Annotated in this window: 17 protein-coding genes; 9 read left to right on the top strand and 8 right to left on the bottom strand. The window is 65.1% G+C overall.

All coding sequences use genetic code 11. The annotated features are described in order from the left end of the window. Positions 1-2 precede the first annotated feature (2 nt). The 6 genes from KCN53_RS14920 to KCN53_RS14895 form a co-directional block, all read right to left on the bottom strand. A complete protein-coding gene (locus tag KCN53_RS14920) occupies positions 3-566 on the bottom strand; it encodes a manganese efflux pump MntP (RefSeq protein WP_172406281.1) in 564 nt (187 codons plus the stop codon). Positions 567-576: 10 nt separating this feature from the next. Then, the gene (locus KCN53_RS14915) at positions 577-846 is read right to left on the bottom strand and encodes an HNH endonuclease (RefSeq protein ID WP_224199776.1); all 270 of its coding nucleotides are present in this window, start codon (positions 844-846) and stop codon (positions 577-579) included. Continuing rightward, positions 843-1,238 carry a hypothetical protein gene (locus KCN53_RS14910; RefSeq protein WP_088713133.1) on the bottom strand — a complete coding sequence of 132 codons (396 nt, stop codon included), beginning with the start codon at positions 1,236-1,238 and terminating at the stop codon, positions 843-845. Before KCN53_RS14910 ends, KCN53_RS14915 begins: the two co-directional genes overlap by 4 nt. Before the next feature lie 67 nt (positions 1,239-1,305). Then, positions 1,306-1,833 carry a molybdenum cofactor biosynthesis protein B gene (gene moaB, locus KCN53_RS14905; protein ID WP_088713132.1) on the bottom strand — a complete coding sequence of 176 codons (528 nt, stop codon included), beginning with the start codon at positions 1,831-1,833 and terminating at the stop codon, positions 1,306-1,308. 71 nt (positions 1,834-1,904) lie between these two features. Next, positions 1,905-3,137: an MFS transporter gene (locus KCN53_RS14900; protein ID WP_088713131.1), complete on the bottom strand. Its 1,233-nt coding sequence runs from the start codon at positions 3,135-3,137 to the stop codon at positions 1,905-1,907. Positions 3,138-3,147: 10 nt separating this feature from the next. Next, complete coding sequence (locus KCN53_RS14895) at positions 3,148-3,984, bottom strand: uracil-DNA glycosylase (protein ID WP_207790625.1); 837 nt, start codon at positions 3,982-3,984, stop codon at positions 3,148-3,150. Positions 3,985-4,099: 115 nt separating this feature from the next. Here KCN53_RS14895 and KCN53_RS14890 point away from each other — a divergent pair, with 115 nt between their 5' ends. The 6 genes from KCN53_RS14890 (at position 4,100) to KCN53_RS14865 (ending at position 11,191) form a co-directional block, all read left to right on the top strand. Continuing rightward, entirely contained in the window at positions 4,100-5,734 is a 1,635-nt protein-coding gene (locus KCN53_RS14890; RefSeq protein ID WP_088713503.1) for an electron transfer flavoprotein-ubiquinone oxidoreductase, read from the top strand. A gap of 72 nt (positions 5,735-5,806) precedes the next feature. Next, a complete protein-coding gene (locus KCN53_RS14885; protein ID WP_088713129.1) occupies positions 5,807-7,501 on the top strand; it encodes a tetratricopeptide repeat protein in 1,695 nt (564 codons plus the stop codon). A 65-nt stretch (positions 7,502-7,566) separates the two neighbouring features. Beyond that, the gene (locus tag KCN53_RS14880; RefSeq protein WP_088713128.1) at positions 7,567-8,415 is read left to right on the top strand and encodes a 4-(cytidine 5'-diphospho)-2-C-methyl-D-erythritol kinase; all 849 of its coding nucleotides are present in this window, start codon (positions 7,567-7,569) and stop codon (positions 8,413-8,415) included. Between the two features lie 264 nt (positions 8,416-8,679). Next, positions 8,680-9,894, top strand: coding sequence for an acyl-CoA dehydrogenase (locus tag KCN53_RS14875; RefSeq protein ID WP_088713127.1), 1,215 nt, complete (start codon positions 8,680-8,682; stop codon positions 9,892-9,894). A 39-nt stretch (positions 9,895-9,933) separates the two neighbouring features. Next, a complete protein-coding gene (locus KCN53_RS14870) occupies positions 9,934-10,542 on the top strand; it encodes a hypothetical protein (protein ID WP_088713126.1) in 609 nt (202 codons plus the stop codon). Positions 10,543-10,564: 22 nt separating this feature from the next. After that, positions 10,565-11,191, top strand: coding sequence for a DUF998 domain-containing protein (locus tag KCN53_RS14865; protein ID WP_088713125.1), 627 nt, complete (start codon positions 10,565-10,567; stop codon positions 11,189-11,191). Here KCN53_RS14865 and KCN53_RS14860 read toward each other — a convergent pair. After that, positions 11,188-12,354, bottom strand: coding sequence for a carboxynorspermidine decarboxylase (locus KCN53_RS14860; RefSeq protein WP_088713502.1), 1,167 nt, complete (start codon positions 12,352-12,354; stop codon positions 11,188-11,190). The genes KCN53_RS14865 and KCN53_RS14860 overlap by 4 nt on opposite strands. Before the next feature lie 136 nt (positions 12,355-12,490). On the opposite strand from KCN53_RS14860, the gene KCN53_RS14855 reads away from it, so the two are divergent. The 3 genes from KCN53_RS14855 (at position 12,491) to KCN53_RS14845 (ending at position 17,829) form a co-directional block, all read left to right on the top strand. Further along, on the top strand, positions 12,491-15,292 hold the full coding sequence (locus KCN53_RS14855; protein ID WP_172406280.1) for a DUF3857 domain-containing protein: 2,802 nt from the start codon (positions 12,491-12,493) through the stop codon (positions 15,290-15,292). Between the two features lie 91 nt (positions 15,293-15,383). Next, the gene (locus tag KCN53_RS14850; protein ID WP_224199774.1) at positions 15,384-16,580 is read left to right on the top strand and encodes an MFS transporter; all 1,197 of its coding nucleotides are present in this window, start codon (positions 15,384-15,386) and stop codon (positions 16,578-16,580) included. Between the two features lie 94 nt (positions 16,581-16,674). Next, the gene (locus KCN53_RS14845) at positions 16,675-17,829 is read left to right on the top strand and encodes an acyltransferase family protein (RefSeq protein WP_088713123.1); all 1,155 of its coding nucleotides are present in this window, start codon (positions 16,675-16,677) and stop codon (positions 17,827-17,829) included. 93 nt (positions 17,830-17,922) lie between these two features. On the opposite strand, the gene KCN53_RS14840 is transcribed toward KCN53_RS14845, so the two are convergent. Then, positions 17,923-19,143, bottom strand: coding sequence for a saccharopine dehydrogenase family protein (locus tag KCN53_RS14840; RefSeq protein ID WP_088713122.1), 1,221 nt, complete (start codon positions 19,141-19,143; stop codon positions 17,923-17,925). Positions 19,144-19,183 lie beyond the last annotated feature (40 nt).

Genomic DNA, 19,183 nt, shown 5'->3' with positions numbered 1-19,183 from the left:
GATCAGGCGCCCAGAAACTGGTGGCTGATGAAGATACGCAGGCCGATCAGGATCAGCAGCACGCCGCCGACACGTTCGGCATAGTCGCCCAGCCGCGGGCCTGCCCTGACGCCCAGCCGGACGGCCGCGTAGCTGAGAAGCGCAGTCACGCCGGCGATGGCTGCACAGGCGGCGAAGGCAGGCGCGTCGAGGAGCGGCAGGGTCAGACCCGCCGCGAAGGCGTCGATGCTGGTTGCGAGGGCGGCGAGCAGCAGGGTGCGCCCGCGCAGGGGATTGACGACCTCGTCTTCGCCGAAGCTGCCGCGCAGCATCTGGAAACCTAGGAAGCCCAGCAGCGCCAGGGCGATCCAGTGGTCGACCGCCTCGACCGCGCCGACGGCAAGCGCACCAAGAAAAAATCCGCCGAGGGGCATCACGCCCTGGGCCAGTCCGAACGCCAGCGCCATCTCTGCGCTTCGACCGGCGCTGGGCCGGTAGCAGGCACCTTGCGCGGCGGCGACGGCGACGGCGTCCACGGCGAGCGCCACGGCCAGGATCATGACGGGAATCAGCCACGCACTCATCATGCTGCCGTCCCTAGCGCTTCGCCCGCGTCGGTGCATGGAAATCCGGCGGCTTGGCCGCGATCCAGGTCAGGAAATTCGCCATATCCGGATGGGCGCGAAGTGCGGACGGCGTATGAAGCTCGCGCTCCAGCTCCTTGTTCGTAAAGGTCTTGTGGATCGTACGGTGGCAGATGGGATGCACCGCCACCGTCTCGCGCCCCTTCCGGCTCTTGGGCACCGGGTGATGCCACTCCACCCGCCGCCCCAGCGGTCGCTCGCACAGCCAGCATGTCCCGGTCACGCGTAGCACATCAAGGTTCGGTAGGTCGCGATCATGCCGACGAGATAGACGAGCTGAAGGATCAGCCAGACCTGCGCCAGGGGCCGGTCGAACAGAACAAGGTTCGCGTAGATGTTGAGCGGAACATCGGTTGCGAGAATGGCAATCATCAGGACCGCGCCGATGCGAGGCCTTATCCACAGAAGCAGGATCGACAGAGGGTCGAGGATGGCGAGCGATGTCCAGTAGACATTCATCCAGAGCGGCGCGGCCGCATAAGGAAGGAGGCCATGCTGCGCCAGATCCGCCCAGCGCGTGATCGTGCCGGCCGCCATCGGGACGGACCAGATAAACAGAAGGAACAGGCGCCAGAAGCGTCGTTCGAACTCTGAGGGTGGCTGATCCTCCGCCATGTCGGCCCCTGCGCGTCGCATCATAAGTGTGCGGAGCGTCGCATGTCGCTGTGCAGCTGTCGAGGCATCAACGTTCCTGCAGGCGCGGCATCAGCTCGACGAAATTGCAAGGGCGGTGGCGGCTGTCGAGTTGGTCCTTCAAAATGCCGTCCCAACCATCCTTTACCGCGCCAGTAGAGCCGGGCAGCGCGAACAGGTAGGTCCCGCGCGCTACGCCCGCGCAGGCGCGGCTCTGGACGGTCGAGGTGCCTATGGTCTGGTAGCTGAGCATCCTGAACAATTCGCCGAAGCCGGGAATTTCCTTTTCCCAAACCGCTTCGAACGCTTCGGGTGTGACATCCCGCCCGGTCACGCCCGTTCCGCCCGTGGTGATGACGCAGTCGACGCTTTCGTCGGCAATCCAGTCCGCCAGCTGCTCGACGATCTCGTTTGCATCGTCGGAGATGATGCGCCGAGCCGCCAGCCGGTGGCCTGCTTCCTCGATCCGCGCAGCCAGGGTGTCGCCGGAGCGGTCGTCGGCTTCGGTCCTCGTGTCGCTGATCGTGGCGATGGCGATGTTGACCGGCTGAAAGGGCAGCGTGTCGTCTATGGGCATGACCGCGCACTAGCGCGGCGGCGCGTAGCAGGCGAGAGCCGAAACGCCCCGAACCGCCTTAGCCGTCACTCTCAGTCGGTGTGGGTGTCCACACCCGAGACGGTCGTGGACGCGATCAGGCTTTCCGTGAACGTCACTTGCTCGGTCTCCTCCGGTGCACCGCGAGCGAAGATACGCAGCCAGATATAGAGAACCAGCGCCACATGGACCGCGGCTGTGTAGAGGAACAGCGCCACCACGCCGAACAGGTCGATCAGGCCGGAGGCGATGAACGGCCCGATGACGGCGCCGATGCCGTAGGTCAGGAGCATGCCGCTTGCCGCCTCGACAAAACCGGCCGGCTCGACATGATCGTTCATATGCGCATTGGCGAGGCCGTTCACGGGGAAGGAGAAGGCACCGAACAGGAAAGCGAAGAAGAAGGGCGCGCCTGGGAACAGGCCCGGCATCAGGGCGAGGAGCACACCGGAGGCCGCTGCGGCGATCGCGGCGAAGATCATGACGATTCGGCGATCGATGCGGTCCGACAGCGCGCCAAGCGGCCATTGTCCCACGGCGCCGCCGATGACGGTGGCGGACATGAAATATGCGGTTGCGTCCGCCGCGCTCAGGCCGCCCGTATGCTCTGCCGAGAAGACCGGCGCGAGCGCCCAGAAGGCGCCGTTGGCCAGCCCGACCGCCAGGGCGCCCATGACCCCGGCGGGCGACTGGGCGAACAGTTTGCGTATGCGCACCTTGGTCTGGGCGATGGGTTCGGGCTGCGCGGACCGGGTGAGGGCGATGGGTAGCGCTGCGACCGATACCAGCACCGAGGCGACGCAGAATAGCGGGAACAGCGCCGGGTCGCCCAGGGTCAGGATCAACTGACCGAGTGTGATGACCGTCAGGTTGATGATCATGTAGACCGAGAAGATCGTACCGCGATTGGAACTCGTGGCTTTCTCGTTCAGCCAGCTTTCGATGATCGCGAAGATGACCGCGAAGCAGAAGCCTGTGATCCCGCGCAGAATCCACCAGAACACCGGCTCTACCAGCAGGGCGTGCAGCAGGGCTGTTGTCGACGCGAGCGCTACCATGGCGGTAAAGGCCCGGATGTGGCCGACATTCTGGACGAAGGAGGCCGCGCGCAGGCAGCCGAGCGCGAACCCGGCGAAATAGGAGGAGCCGAGAAGGCCGATTTCCAGTGCCGTCTGGTTTTCGATCGCGGCGCGCAGGGGTAGCAGCGCGCCCTGCAGGCCATTGCCCATCAGCAGGAGGGCGACCGACAGCAGCAGGGCGGCGACGGGACGAAGGGCGACGAGCATCTTCGTCCGTCTAGGAAATCCGTGCGCTGAACGCTAGCAGGTCGCGCCAGGCTAGGCGTTTTTGTACCGGCTCGCGCAGCAGGTAGGCGGGGTGGAAGGTCGGCATGACCGGTACCTTGTGCCCGTCGGCCTCGATGTCCTGCCAGCGGCCGCGGATGCGCATGATGCCGCTCGTCGTCTCCAGAAGCGCCTTTGCGCTGGCGCCGCCGACCGCCAGTAGCGCGCGCGGCTTCACGAGGGCGATATGGCGGTGAAGCACCGGCAGCAGCTCGGCGGCTTCCTGCGCGCTCGGCACGCGGTTTCCCACCGGGCGCCACAGGCTCAGATTGGTGATGTAGACCTGCTCGCGGTCGAGGCCGATGGCGCCCAGCATGCGATCGAGAAGCTGGCCGGCGGGGCCGACGAAGGGGCGGCCCTGCCGTTCCTCTTCGGCGCCGGGCGCTTCGCCGACGATCATCACGCCGCTGTCCGGGTTGCCGTCTGCGAAGACAAGCGGCGCACGGGGCCGCCGCGCGGCGATTTCCAACGTCTCCGATTCGGCGCGCAACTCGGCCAGCGTCTTTGCCTTGAGGTCGATGCGGACGGGGCGCGGGGGCTCGGCGCGCGGATCTGCCCGAACGACCGGGATCGCTTCGGCGCCCGGCATGCCCGCCCCCCGTTCCGCGGCACTGCCCGTATCCATCCCAGGGGCGACGGCGCGGGGCGCGGACAGCCGCACCGGCGCGTCCAGCCAGTTGCCTGCCGCGTCAGCCGCAAGTACGTCGGCGCCGCTGTCCGACAGCCAGCGCAGTGCCGCGGCGGCGGTCCTCGCGTCGATCATTGGGTCTGGCGGCGGCTCGGTCGTCATGGGACCCTTATGTGCGACAGGGGCGCGGCTGGCAAAATTCGGCTACAGCCCTTAGGAACTGCACCCAAATCAGGGACGAGGAAAGAATATCGTGAGCGAACCCGAACGCGAATCCATGGAATATGACGTCGTCATCGTTGGCGGCGGGCCGGCCGGGCTCTCGGCTGCGATCCGGTTGAAGCAGATGGCTGAGGAAGCGGGCCGCGAGATCGAGGTCTGTGTTCTGGAGAAGGGCTCGGAAATCGGCGCGCACATCCTGTCCGGCGCGGTTGTCGATCCGAAGGCGCTTTATGAGTTGCTTCCCGATTGGGAAGAAATGGACGGCCATCCGCTGACCGTACCTGTGGAATCGGACAATCACTGGGTGCTCACGAAGAGCGGGAAGACGTCGTTTCCGCACATCTTCATGCCGCCCTTCATGGACAATGATGGCTGCTACACGCTGTCGCTGGGGAATTTCTGCCGCTGGCTTGCCAGCGTTGCGGAGGGCATGGGCGTGGAAATCTTCCCCGGATTCGCGGCGGCCGAAGTCCTGTTTCATGAAGATGGCAGCGTCAAAGGCGTTGCCACCGGCGCCACCGGCATCGGCAAGGACGGCGAAAAGAAGCCCAGCTACGAGCCGGGAATGGAACTGCACGCCAAATATACCTTCTTCGCCGAAGGTGTGCGCGGGCATCTGTCGAAGGAGCTGAAGCGAATTTTCGAGCTCGACCGCGACTGTGAACCGCAGGTCTACGGCATCGGCATCAAGGAATTGTGGGATATCGAGCCGGAGAAGCACGAGCCCGGCTGCGTCATCCATACCCAGGGCTGGCCGCTCGAGGATGCCAATGGCGGCGGCTTCATCTATCATCAGGCCGATGGGCAGGTCGCGATCGGCTATGTCGTCTGGCTGGGCTACAAGAATCCCCACATTGCGCCCTTCCAGGAGATGCAGAAGTGGAAGACGCATCCCGTGATCGCGGAACTGCTGAAGGGCGGGAAGCGCGTCAGCTACGGCGCGCGCGCGATTAACGACGGCGGTTACCAGTCGGTGCCGAAGCTGGCCTTCCCGGGCGGTGCGCTGATCGGCTGCTCGGCCGGCTTCCTGAATGTGCCGCGCATCAAGGGCACGCACACGGCGATGAAGTCGGGCATGATGGCCGCCGAGGCCGCCTTTGCCGCGGTTGCTGAAGGGCGTCAGTCCGACGAGTTGACCGGCTATCAGGCCGCTTATGACGAGAGCTGGGTGAAGGAAGAACTGCGCAAGGTGCGCAACACCGTGCCGCTGGTGAAGAAGTTCGGCGACTTGCTCGGCACCATTCTTTCCGGTGCGACAATGTGGGCGGAAGCGCTGAAGATCAAAATGCCATTCACGCTCGGTCACAAGCCGGATCATGAGCAGCTCGGCCGGAAGGAGCATTTCTATCCGCCCGAATATCCCAAGCCCGACGGCGTGCTGACCTTCGACCGACTGTCCTCGGTTTTCCTCTCCAATACCAATCATGAGGAGGATCAGCCGCCGCACCTGGTGCTGAAGGATCCCGCCATCCCGATCGAGCACAATCTCCCGCTCTACGACGAGCCTGCGCAGCGCTACTGCCCGGCAGGCGTGTACGAGGTTGTCGAGGAGGAAGAGGGCAATCCCAAGTTCGTGATCAACGCGCAGAACTGCGTCCACTGCAAGACCTGCGACATCAAGGACCCCACCCAGAACATCAACTGGGTGGTGCCGGAAGGTGGGGGCGGCCCCAACTATCCGAACATGTAAGTGCCGCGAGACCGTCCGGCGATGGGCACGGCTCGTCGCCGGGCCCTCTTGTCATAAGGGCAAAGCACGCCGATGTTGCGCATCATGCACAGGATCGCATTAGCCGCGACTGCGGCCCTCGCTCTCTTCTCCCCGGCACAGGCGACCGCGCTCGTCGAAGAGCGTGGCCTCTCTGAATATGTCCGGGGCCGTCATGCTGCCACCAATGGCGACCTCGAACGGGCCCGCGGCCTGTTCGAAAATGCTCTCGGCTTCGCTCCCTCCGACGAGCCGCTCCTGGAAGCGACGTTCGAGGCCGCCATCCTGTCCGGCGACGAAGCGCTTGCGGCTGGCGCGGCCGAACGGCTTGGCCGGATCGGCCAGCATGACAGCGCCGTGGGCACGGTCCTGTTCGTGGATGCCCTGAAGCGGGGCAACTGGGCGCGGGCGGCCGAGCATGTCGACCGTCTCGGTACGGCCGGGTTCGGCAGTTTCATTGCGCCGGTGCTCGAGGCCTGGATGTTCGCCGCCCGCGGCGACGAAGACCGGGCGCTCGAACGGCTGACGTCCGGCGAGGATAGCTCGCTCCCGAGCAGCTATACCGCCGAGCATCGCGGCCATCTCGCGATGATGGAGCGACGGCTTCGCGATGCCGCGGAAGCGTATCTCGAACTGCTTGGGGAGGATGATGCTGGGCAGAACTGGCGCGCGCGTATTCTGCTGGCCGAAGCCTATCAGCGCGCCGGACGGGAGGATTATGCGGCCGAAACGCTGGAGGCAGCACTCGACGCTCCCGATGTTCTGCGGGCACGGGCGCGCCTTGCTGAGGGCAAGTCGATCGACGAAGTGCCGCGCTCGCCGAAGCAGGCCATTTCGCAGCTGCTCGTCCGGCTCGCTGCCGACCTGTCGCGCAACCGCAACGTTCCGTTAGCCTTGGCGTTTGCCCGTACGGCCGGCTGGGCGGACCCGGGCAATGCACGGTCCTTCCTCCTCAGTTCGCAGCTACTGGCCCGCGCCGAGCAATATGAGGAGGCGCTGAAGGCGGCCGAGGCGATCCGCGACGATGCGATCTATGACAGTCTCTCGCGCGCACAGACCGCTTCGATCCTGACCGCGCTGGAACGCCATGAGGAAGCGCTCGCCATGCTTGAAAAGGCAGCGGCCGAGCCCGATGCCGATGCGCAGGCCTATATTCTTCTCGGCGAAGCCTATCAGGCGGCGGAACGGCACGACGATGCCGTCACGGCGCTGCGCACTGCGCTGACCAGCGATATCTCGAATGAGGACGTTGCCTGGCAGGTGTGGTTCCTCGTCGGCGCTGCCGAGGAGCAGCGCGGCGATTTCGCCGCCGCGGAAGACGCGCTCAGGCAGTCGCTGGCCGTCTCGCCCGATGAGGCTGCCACGCTCAATTATCTCGGCTACATGCTCCTCGACCGGAACGAGAAAGTGGCCGAGGCCATGGGCATGATAGAGCGCGCGCACGAACTCCAGCCCGCCAACGGCCACATCACCGATTCGCTCGGCTGGGCCGAGTATCGCCGCGGCGAGTATCAGAAGGCCGTCGAGACGCTCGAAAAGGCGGTGTCCTCCGTGCCCGGCGACCCCACGATCAACGATCATCTCGGCGATGCCTATTGGCAAGTCGGCCGGCGGCTGGAGGCGCGGTTCCGCTGGCGCGCCGCGCTCGACGCCGATCCCACTCCGGAGCAGCGCGCCCTGATCGAAGACAAGCTATCCTTCGGCATGACCCGGCTCGCCTCCAACGACCGGACGGTCATGGAGCGTTAGCGCCCGGCCGCTCCTGCCGGTCAGGCCTCCGCTGCTCCGCGATCGTTCCCCGTCTGTTGTCGGATATGTCTGCCGCCGGTCTCATAACCGAACGGGCCCCGGCCAAGCTGAACCTGGCGCTGCATGTCCGGCGCCGCCGCGAAGACGGCATGCACGATCTCGAGACCCTCTTCGCCTTCTGCGCCGACGGCGATGAGATTGTCGCGGCTGAGGCGCCCGTCATGTCGCTGGAGATAGAGGGGCCGTTTGCGGAAGGCCTCGCGGCGGATGACAGCAATCTCGTGCTTCGGGCCGCACGCCTCCTAGCTGATCACCACGCGCCCGGACGCGCCGCGCGGCTGCGGCTGGTCAAGCGCCTGCCGGTGGCGAGCGGGATCGGCGGCGGGTCTGGCGACGCCGCGGCCACGCTTCGCGCCCTGAGCCGCCTGTGGAGCCTCGATCTGGGCCCCGAAGAGCTTGCCGGCCTTGCCGCTCCGCTCGGCGCCGACATCCCGGCCTGCGTGCATAGCCGTCCGCTTTGGGGCGAGGGGGCGGGCGAGGTGCTGCGGCCGGCCGACCTCGGTGGACTTGCCGGGGCGCCTTTACTGCTCGTCAATCCGGGCGTGGCCGTGGCGACGGGCCCCGTATTCCAAAAGTGGGACGGTGAGGACAGGGGCTCTCTCCCCGTTCAGGCGGAGGCCTGTCTGATCGAGGGCAGGAATGATCTGGAGCCGGCCGCACGAACGCTGGAGCCTGTAATCGGCGAGGTTATTCAGCAGCTTGATCGCACGGCGCCGTCGTTTCCCGCACGCATGTCGGGGTCCGGTGCGACATGCTTCGCCCTCTATGCGACCGAAGTCGAGCGTGACGCTGCTGCTCGTGCTCTGGCGGCAAATTTCCCATCTTGGTGGGTTTTTTGCTCAAAATTGACCTGACTGTGCCATTTTGAAGCAATCGAGCCGAAACGACTGGACCTTCAAGCCAGGGGAAAGGCGCGTTTCCGCCGATTTCCGGATGGCATGTTCATTGCACAGTAATGTTTCAGGTCACTGGAGGGGGTGCTCTTTCCTGACTTGACCCGGTCCTCGGTCATGGCTTCGATCCCCATGGCGGGCAACGGTAGATCCTGATTGCGCAGCGGTGCGGCCATTGGTCCGCCGCTGCTTTTTTTTGGCCTGCCGTCCCGCTAAGCCCCGCCCATGACCACAAACTCCGACGCCCCCCTTGCCAAGGCGCCCTCGCGCGCCGCCTTCGACTGGGCCGATCCGCTGCTGCTTGACGATCTTCTGACCGAGGACGAGCGTCTGATCCGCGATACGGCGCGCTCCTTTGCCGATGCCGAACTGGCGCCCATCGTGCGCGACGCGAACCGTCACGAGACATTCGACCCCGACCTGATGAAGGCGTTCGGCGCCGCTGGGCTGCTCGGCTCGACCATCGGGGAGGAATATGGCTGCGCAGGTGCCAGCTATGTGTCCTACGGCCTGATCGCGCGTGAGGTGGAGCGGATCGACAGCGCCTATCGCAGCGCCATGTCGGTCCAGTCCTCGCTCGTCATGCACCCGATCCACGCCTACGGCACCGAAGAGCAGCGCCGGAAATATCTCCCCAAGTTGGCGAGCGGAGAGTTTATCGGCGCATTCGGCCTGACCGAGCCCGATGCCGGCTCCGATCCGGGAAGCCTGAAGACGCGCGCGCGCCGTGATGGCGGCGACTATGTGCTCAGCGGCGCGAAGATGTGGATCACCAATTCGCCCATCGCCCATGTCTTCGTCGTCTGGGCGAAGGATGACGAGGGCGATATTCGCGGCTTCGTGCTGGAACGCGGCGACGAGGGCATCTCGACGCCGAAGATCGAGGGCAAATTCTCGCTTCGCGCCTGGGTGACCGGCGAGATCGTCATGGACGAGGTACGCATTCCTGCCGACCGGCTCCTGCCTGATGTTTCCGGGCTGAAGGGGCCGTTCGGCTGCCTCAACAAGGCGCGTTACGGCATCAGCTGGGGGGCGATGGGAGCGGCCGAATTCTGCTGGCACGCCGCCCGGCAATACGGCCTCGACCGCCACCAGTTCGGCCGTCCGCTCGCCCATACGCAGCTATTCCAGAAGAAGCTGGCCGATATGCAGACCGAAATCTCGCTTGGGCTTCTCGGCTCCTGGCGCGCCGGGCGGCTGATGGACGAGGGGCGGCTTGCTCCGGAGACGATCAGCATCCTGAAGCGCAACAATTGCGGAAAGGCGCTCGATATCGCGCGCCAAGCCCGCGACATGCATGGCGGCAACGGGATTTCGGACGAATATGGCGTCATCCGCCACGTCATGAATCTGGAAGCGGTCAATACCTATGAGGGCACGCACGACGTGCATGCGCTCATCCTCGGGCGTGCGCAGACGGGGCTGCAGGCCTTCTTCTAAGGGGAGGACTTGCTGCGGCGAGTGGGGTAGGTTCGCCGGATGACTGACCTTTTCGCCCGCCGCGCCGCCCTCGTTGCCGCCCTCCTGTCCTGCGGCCTAGTAGCCTGTTCCGGTGATCCGGACGAGCCCGCGGGGGACCCCGCGGCTGACACGGACGCAACTGTTCCAGCTGGCTCGCAGCCCGTCGAGCCTTCCTCCGATGACGGCTGGCGCTTCGACGAGGCGGGAGAGCAGTCGGCGCAGCTCAGCTTTGCCGATGCTGGCAGCGGGACCGTCCTGACCTTGCGCTGCCTGCCCGACCCGGCCCGGCTTCAGGTCGAGGCGCCCTATCTGATGCCGATCGGCAGCGAGGAGCGCCTGACCTTCGGGGTGGGCGGCCGGCTTGTCGCCATGGTCGCCGAGCCCGCTGCCGGACTTGGCGACATGGAAGAGCGCGGCGTCGTTGCCGAAACCCCGTTGGAGCCGGAACTGGTCGCGGCCCTGTCGGGCGGCGACGTCGGTCTCAGCTACGGCGCCGAGATTCTCGAAATCGAACAGGTGCCCGCCGACGCCGATCTGACCCGCTTCGCGAATAGCTGCGAGGCGGCACTGTCGAACCGGGCTGCGACCGAAGAGGCCGAAGAACTCCGCGCGGCCGATCCCGAATAAGGCGGGGTGGAGCATTCCGCCGATGATCTGGCTTGTCCGCCTTGCCCTGCTGCTGACGCTCGTGACGATCGCGGGCGATCTGGCCGCTATGCTCAGCGTCGAGGGCTACGACCCTGTGCGGCAGACCATTTCCGAACTGGCGGCAGGCGATGGCCAGCGGTTCGAGGATCCCGCGCTCGTTGCGCTTGCCCTTTCGCTGCTCGTCACCTGCATCCTTCTTTTCCGGCACGGTGACGGCGGGGGCGAGAACTGGAAACGGATCGCCGGTCTCGGGTTCCTTCTTCTCATGGCTGCCACCGTGCTCGTGATCGCGTTCTGGGATGCTTATGATGCGCCGGGCAGCGCGATGGCGGAGGGCAGCTTTGCCCTGACCGCGCACCGGAAGATGGTGTGGGTGCTTGGCGGCGCCTTTTTCGGGGCCACCACCTTGCTTGCCGCCCGCCTTGGGAGGCTGGGGGGAAGCTGGCGGCGCACCGCGAGCCTCGTCCTTGCCTTTGCCTGGCTGCTGACCGCACCCGTGTTCTTCTTCGTGCCGACGGACATCGACGGTCTGGGGGAACGCGGCCTCGCCGCCCTCGTCATCCTGTGGATCTGGCTCGCGGCGACCTCGGCAGTACCGCCGTTGGCGGAAAGGCGGCCCGGGGCCTAACTCAGACGCCGTTCGAATTCCGTCCAGTCGAAGCTGCGCACCCGCTCCAGCTTGTCGCTGTCCGAATCCCACAGATAGATGCTTGGCAACGGCACCCCGTTGAAGGTCGTCGTCTTCACCATCGAATAATGCGCCTGGTCCAGGAAGGCGAAGCGCTGTCCGGGCGTGGGCACGCCGCCGGCGAAGCGATAGTCGCCGATCACGTCACCCGCGAGGCAGGACGGACCGCCCAGCCGTACGCTGGTCCCCGTTTCGGTCTCGCCGAGCAGCGCCGGGCGATAGGGCGCCTCGATCACATCGGGCATGTGGCAGGTGGCGGAGATGTCGACGATCGCCTGCAGGCCGTCATTGTCGAATATGTCCAGGATTTCACCCACCAATAGCCCGGCATCGAGTGCGACCGCCTCGCCGGGCTCCAGATAGACGCTGACACCGTACTTGTTGCGTATGCCCTCGATCAGGCGAACGAGTGCGTCCACGTCATAGTCCGCGCGGCTGATATGGTGCCCCCCGCCCATGTTCAGCCAGTCGAGCCGCGGCAGCCAGTCCGCAAGACGGGGCTCGATCGCCTCCCAGGTCCGCGCGAGCGGCGCGAAATCCTGTTCGCACAGCGTGTGAAAGTGCAGGCCGGACAGCCCGCTCAGATGCTCCTCGCGAAGCTGTGAGATCGGAAAGCCCAGCCGCGATCCTGGCGCGGCGGGGTCGTATTTCGGCACCTCGCCGGTCGACACTTCGGGGTTGATGCGCAGCCCCACGTCGAACGTCTCGCCGCTGCGCTCCAGCAGCTCGCGAAAGCGCGCATGCTGCTGCGGCGTATTGAAGACGATGGTATCGGAGAGGGCAGCGATTTCCGGCAGGTCCTGCGCCTTGAAACCGGGGCAAAAGGTCTCGACCATGCCCGGATAGTGCTTGCGCGCCAGCCGCGCCTCCCACAGGCCGCTGGCGCAGGTTCCGTCCAGCACGGCCTGGGTGATCCCGGCGGTCTCCCACATCGAAAACGCTTTCAACGCCAGCAGGACCTTTGCGCCGGAACGCCGCTTCACATCTGCCAGGACGGCGAGGTTCCGGCGCAGGGCAGCGGCATCCACGACGAATGCGGGCGTTTCTACGCGGTCGAGGTCGAAGCGGGCAAAGGCGCCGGGGTCGCCGGCCTTGGTGGTCATGAGATCGGTCATCGCGCAGGCCTTAACGCAGGCGCTGCGTCTATTCATCACCATTGCCGCGACCTGCCTTGTCATTCGACGGACGGGCCGCATAGGGTGCCCGCTGGGCGTGGGGAGCCCGGGCGGGGAAAAATCTATGTATCGACTGATGTTACTGGCTGCGGCGCTTCTGCTGATATTCGCGGAGGGACCCAGCCTTGCGGCGGACGAACCCGTTTACGAACCCGCGTCCGATTGGGTCGAACTCGACGATACGATTCCGGAGGAAGCCGGCGGGTCGCCGCTGCTACGCGCCAGAAGCGTCACGCGTGTCGATGGCGACGTGTTGCAGACCTTTGCGGAGCTGCTCTACCGGGGCTCTACGCCGCAGGCGGTACAGAATATCTCGCGCCTGACGGCACAGTGGTTGCCCGAGAAGGGCAATCTGCGCGTTCACGAGATCAGCATCATCCGCGGAGACGAGGTCATCGATATCCTCGAAGCTGGTCAGCAGTTTACAGTCCTGCGGCGTGAGGAGATGCTGGAAAAGAGCCTGCTGACCGGTCTTCTCACCGCGACCCTGACGGTCGAGGGACTGCGCGTCGGCGATGTCCTGCGTGTCAGGATGACTACAGAGCTTTCCGACCCTGCGCTCGGCGGCAATGTGCAGGGGGTCCAGGCGCTCGCGACAGAGGCCGTCCAGATCGGCGAAGCGGAGTCGGTGCTGCTTTGGCCGCAAGGCCAGCAGTTGGACTGGCAGGTGCTGAACGGAAATCCGCAGGCGACCGTGACGGAGGATGGAGCGATGAACCGCGTCGCCATTCCGCTGCCTCTCGACGAAGGAGAGGACATGCCGCGGGACGCGCCGGTTCGCTTCCAGATGCCGCCACTGCTCGAATATTCGACCTTCGGATCATGGGCGGACGTGTCCAGCACCTTTGCGCCGCAATATGCTGCCGAAGGTTTGCAACTGCCGTCCGATCTCGAAGAGAGGATCGCCGAGATCCGCTCTCGCCACGACGGAGACGCGGCGCGGGCGGCAGCGGCGCTTCGCATCGTGCAGGACGACATCCAGTATCTGATGAATGGGCTGAATGGCGGCAATTATGTGCCGCAAGCGCCCGCGGAAACCTGGCGGCAGCGACTGGGAGACTGCAAGGCGGTGACCTTGCTTCTTCTCGCCATGCTCGAGGAGCTCGGGATCGAGGCGGAACCTGTCCTTGCGCATTCGAGATTGGGCCGCATGATCCCGCAGCGCCTTCCCAGCGCCCTTGCCTTCGATCATGTGCTTGTGTCGGCCCGGATCGGCGATCGTACTGCCTGGCTGGACGGAACCGGAGCGGGAACGCGCGAAGCGGACATCTTCGACCCGCCGCCCTTCGGCTACGTGCTTCCACTGCGTACCGGCGGTGCGCAGCCTTTCGAAATCGAAACCCAGATGCCCTCCCGCCCCCAAGAGATCGTAAATGTGCGCATGTCGATGCTGGGGAGCGTGGACATGCCGCTAATTGCGGACGTCGAGGTGAAGATGCTCGGACCCGTCGCCATCATGGTGGCAGAGGCCCTGCGGACTCTTGGGCCCGACCAGACTAAGGAACTCATTCGGGAGGCGCTGCTGGAAACGCTGCCGGGTTCGGGACTTGTTACCGACACGGCGTTCGCGATCGATGAGGAGGAGCCTTCGGTCACCCTTACAGGAACGGTATTGCGGACGCGTCTGTTCTCGCGCGAAAATCAGGAATGGTCCTTGGCGCTCTCTCAGATGGCGGATGATCTGCGGGTGCGGGCGAACCGGACGAAGGCGGCCTGGCGCGACATCCCGGTGGTGACGAGCGGGCTGCAACATTCGCTCTACACCCTCGTGGTCGAGCTGCCGGAAGGCGCCGACTACGCCCTTGAGGGCGACGCCGATTTCACCGGGACGATAATGGGTCGCCACATCGATCGCGACACGCGGCTGCAGGACAATATCGTCAAGATGACCGAACGGGTTCGCAGCGACGTTCTGGAGGTCGATGCGGACGACTTGCCGGCGGCGCGCGAAGCCGGGCGCCGCGCGCGCGCCGACTTACCCAAGGTTGTGGCGATATCCGATGTGCCGCGCATGTGGGATTTGGTTCTGGCCGACGCGCCGCACCCACAGATCCAGCGCATCGACGAGATATTCGATGCAGCTGAAGAGGCATATGCGGATGACCCCGTCCATGTGCTGACCACACGGATGCGCTATTACTACGGCGTCCGGCAGATCGACGCGGCGTTGGAATATGTCGACAAGGTGCTGGAGCTTGAGCCCAGTGTGGACATGTATACCTGGCGATCCGCGCTGAACCACTTCCGCGGCGATGACGATGCCGCGCTTCGCGATGCGCGCCTTGCGTTCGAGTTCGATCCATCTTCCTACGATGCGCGCGAAATTCTTGCCGAACGACTGATCCTCTCCGGGGACGTGGATGCGGGCGTCGCGCTGCTCGACGAGCAGATCGAACTTGGCGGAAGTTCGGAAGAAGAAGCGAAGTTCAGCAAGGCCGATTTTCTGGGCGAAGCGGGCCGGGGCGAAGAGAGTGTCGCGCTGTTCGACGAACTCCTGGACGAGGGGCCGGTGACGCCCAAGCTCCTCAATGCGCGCTGCTGGATCAAGGGGCTGAACGGGATCGACCTGGACGGGGCGATCGACGACTGCAACCGCGCGATCGAACTGGCGCGCGATCCGGCCGCCTATTTTGAAAGCAGGGCTCTCGTCTGGCTGCGGATGGGAGAGCCGGCAAAGACGCTGGAGGACGCCGAACGGGCGCTCGACCTGGCGCCTGACCGGATCAACGCGCGCTGGTTGCGCGGGCTCGCCTTGACGGAGCTTGGCCGCCCGAAGGAGGCGGAGCCGGATTTCTACATGGTGCGCGAATACGCTCCGCCCGTTCTGCGTACCCTCGAAAGGTTCGGGCTGATCCCAGAAGGCTAGAGCCCCGCGGCCCCAGAATGGCAGGCTCTACGACGATGCCGGGCGGGAATGTGAGTTGCACTCAGCGACGCGGACGGGCAGCACGCGGTTCGTGACCACCCAGCCCCAGCAGCTTTCCCGACCCCAGCTCTACGCCCTTGCCATCACGACCGGGATCGTCGTGGCGAACGCCTACTACATTCATCCGGTCATCGCTCTCGTCGCGGAGGGGTTCGGTGTCACGGCGGCCATGATCGGCCTTGTGCCCGCGCTCAACCAGCTGGCTCTTGCAGTCGGGATTTTCCTGTTTCTGCCGCTCGGCGACCGCATGGGAAACGCCCGGCTTGCCCGCATCTTCGTCGCGCTGCAGCTCGTCTGCGTCCTCGGCATGGCGGTGGCGGGGGAGTTCTACCTGTTCGTTGCCGCCTCGACACTGCTCGGGCTGGTCACCATCGCGCCCTATCTCATCCCGACCTATGTCTCGAAGCGGGTGGACCCCAAAGAGCTCGGGAAAGCGCAGGCGCTCCTGACCGTCGGGATCATCGTCGGCATTCTTTTCGCGCGGCTGGGCGGGGGGATCCTCGGCGAATATTTCGGCTGGCGCGCCGTTTTCTATGCTGCGGCGGCCGCTATGCTCACCATTGCCGCGGTGCTTCCCGTCGTGATGCCCAAACGCAGCGGAGGTCCGCCGCCCCAGGGCAGCCTCAGCTATGCGGGGCTGCTCGCATCGACCTTTCCGATCGCGCGCAGTCACCCGGTGGTACTGATGTCCGGGACGATCCAGGGGCTGAACTTCGGCGTCTTCCTGGCGCTCTGGCTCGGCATCGGCCTGCACCTTCCCGACATAGGGTACGGCGTCGACATGGTTGGGTATCTGGCCGGCTTTTCGATCATCAATTTGGCCACGACGCCATTTCTGGGCGCTTGGGCGGACCGGGTCGGTGCCCTGCGGGCCCGTGCGCTCCTGTCCGCCGGACAGCTTGCCGGCGTGCTTCTGCTGTTTCTGGCGGACGAGAGTTTCTGGGTGCTGTGCATTCCCATCGTCATCTTCAACCTAGTCGGACCGGTTATCGATGTGTCGGGCCGGATGACATTCCTCGCGCTGGAGCCGGACATCCGCACGCGGCTGATGACCGTTTACATCATCCTGATGTTCATTGGCGGCGGGCTGGGTAGCTGGCTCGGCACAGCCGCCTATGACTGGGTCGGCTGGACCGGCACCTGCCTACTGACTCTGGTGCTAAGCCTTGCCATCGTCACGCTGTCGTTCGTCGCCTGGCGCCGTACCCCGGCGCATGCGGCCCCGTAACGACCTGCGCAGATGCCCGGCCAGCCTCGCCTGCTGGTCATTTCCCGATATGGCGGCTAGGCCGGAGACACCATCGACGTAGGGGGGAAGGGCCATGCCGCAGGGGGCGGAACGCCTTGACTATCTGGACGGTCTTCGCGGGCTGGCTGCGCTGTGGGTATTTCTTGGCCACGCGCTTCTCTTGACCGGGTTCGACATCCCGATACTTCGCCACGCCACTTACGGCGTCGACCTGTTCATCCTGCTGTCCGGGTTTCTGATGGTGTTTCAGTTCCAGTTGCGCAGCAAGTTCGAGGACTGGTCACGCCCCACCACAATCATCTCCTTCTGGTTACGGCGGTTTTTTCGGATCGCGCCGCTCTTCTATGTCCTCTTTGCAGTCGCCCTGTTCATGGGACCGTGGCTGTTCGAGCTTCGTGCCGGTATCGATTCCGAGCTCGGTCTGCATCCGCAATTGCCGCGCCGCTACCTCGACGCGTCGGCGGCGAACATTGCCGCCCATGTCAGCTTCCTCTTCGGGCTCATTCCGCAATATTCGTTCCGCACGCCGCTGCCCGACTGGAGCATCGGGCTCGAGATGCAGTTCTACGCCGTCTTTCCGTTCTTCCTCCTCGTAGCGGAGCGCTTTGGCTGGAGGCCGGTCGCTCTCACCGTCGGCGTTGCAGCGGCGGCGTGTGTTTTCGGCCTCGACCAGCTGGGGGTGCGTTTCCCGATGCCGGCTTTCCTGCCGCTGAAGCTGCACCTCTTTCTTGCCGGAATGCTGCTTGCCGTAGCGCGTACCCGGCCCCGCCGCTGGTCGTTCGTTGTGTTGGCAGCGCTCTTTGCCGCCATCCCCTATGGCGGTCCGACCGATCCTGGCAGTCTGGTGACGCGCGTGGTGATCGTACTGTTCTTTTCAGCGCTTATTTTCGCCCGAGATACCGGGCCCGCCGCCGCGGTGCGCCGCTACCTTTCCGGGCGCGCAGCGCACTGGCTGGGCGAGCTGTCCTACAGCGCCTATCTCATTCACCTTCTTGTCATGACACCGGTCGCCAGCGCCGTTCTGGCGGCTGCGGGCGGCAGTCTGGCGGCGCCCGCGCGCTTTGCGGTGACGGTCGCGGAGGCCCTGCCGCTGACCTACGGCCTGTCGGCTCTGACCTACGCCGCGTTCGAGCGTCCTGGCCAGCGCCTCGGGCGGCACACCATCAACGCGCTGTTCGGGGCGAAGCGCGGCCGGCCGACCGATGCCGAGCGCCAGGCCGCCCCCTAGGGATCGGTATCCAGGCACGACCGGTTCGCTGTGAGCCGGCCGTGCCTGAACCGTCTGGCCTAGCGGCTTACTGCCTGCGACCGGCAATCGGCCTCAGAACTTTAGCGGGTCGTCGAGGTCGCGCACTTCCCACGGCAAGCCATGCTTGTTCAGCATGTCCATGAACGGGTCGGGGTCGAACTGCTCCATGTTGAAGACGCCGGTGCCCGACCAGGTGCCCTGCAGCATCATCGCGGCGCCGATCATGGCGGGGACTCCTGTCGTGTAGCTGACCGCCTGGTTGCCGGTCTCGCGGTAAGCCTCTTCATGGTCGCAGACGTTGAACAGATATTTGGTGATTTCGTCACCGCCGCCCTTCGGCGTACCGGTCGCGATGTCGCCGATGCAGGTCTTTCCCTTGGTGGTCGCGCCAAGTCCTGCAGGCTCGGGAAGCACGGCCTTCAGAAACTGCAGCGGTACGATCTCCTGTCCCTGATAGGTGATCGGGTCGATGCGGGTCATGCCGACATTCTGCAGCACCTCCAAATGCGTCAGATAGGCATCGCCGAAGGTCATCCAGAAGCGTGCGCGTTCGATTTCGGGCAGGTGCGTCACGAGGCTTTCCAGCTCCTCATGATACATCATGTACATGTTCTTCTCGCCCACTTCGGGGAAGTCGAAGCTCTGCTTGTGCGACAGGGCGGGCGTTTCGACCCAGTCGCCGTTTTCATAGTGGCGGGCGGGGGCGGTCACTTCGCGGATGTTGATTTCCGGATTGAAGTTCGTGGCAAAGGCCTGGCCATGGTCGCCGCCGTTGCAGTCGAGGATATCGAGCGTGCGAATCCGATCGAAATGGTGCTTCTTCAGCCAGCTGGCAAAGACGCTCGTCACGCCCGGGTCGAAGCCCGATCCCAAGAGCGCCATCAGCCCGGCGTCCCTGAAGCGGTCCTGATAGTCCCACTGCCAGCTATATTCGAACTTCGCCGTGTCCTTGGGCTCGTAATTCGCCGTGTCGAGATAGGGCACACCCGTCTTCAGGCACGCCTCCATCAGCGTCAGGTCCTGATAGGGCAGGGCGAGATTGACCAGCAGGTCGGGCTTCACCTTGTCGATCAGCGCGGCCGTCGCATCGACATCGTCCGCGTCGATCTGGTGCGTTGCGACGGTTTCGCCGGTCCGGTCCTTTACCGATGCGGCGATGGCATCGCATTTGGACAGCGTGCGGCTCGCCAGCGTGACCGTGCCGAAAATGTCGGGATTCATGGCCATCTTGTGGACGGCGACGGACGAGACGCCGCCGGCGCCGATGACGAGGGCATGGCCGGGAACGGGCATGATTGTGGCTCCTGACTTGGGTCGATTTTCCCTCCTCATA

This window comes from Pacificimonas aurantium (assembly GCF_020092905.1).
GTDB classification, from domain to species: Bacteria; Pseudomonadota; Alphaproteobacteria; order Sphingomonadales; family Sphingomonadaceae; genus Pacificimonas; species Pacificimonas aurantium.
The sequence above is the reverse complement of the archived record's forward strand: the minus strand, read 5'-3'. Positions and strand labels throughout refer to the sequence as shown.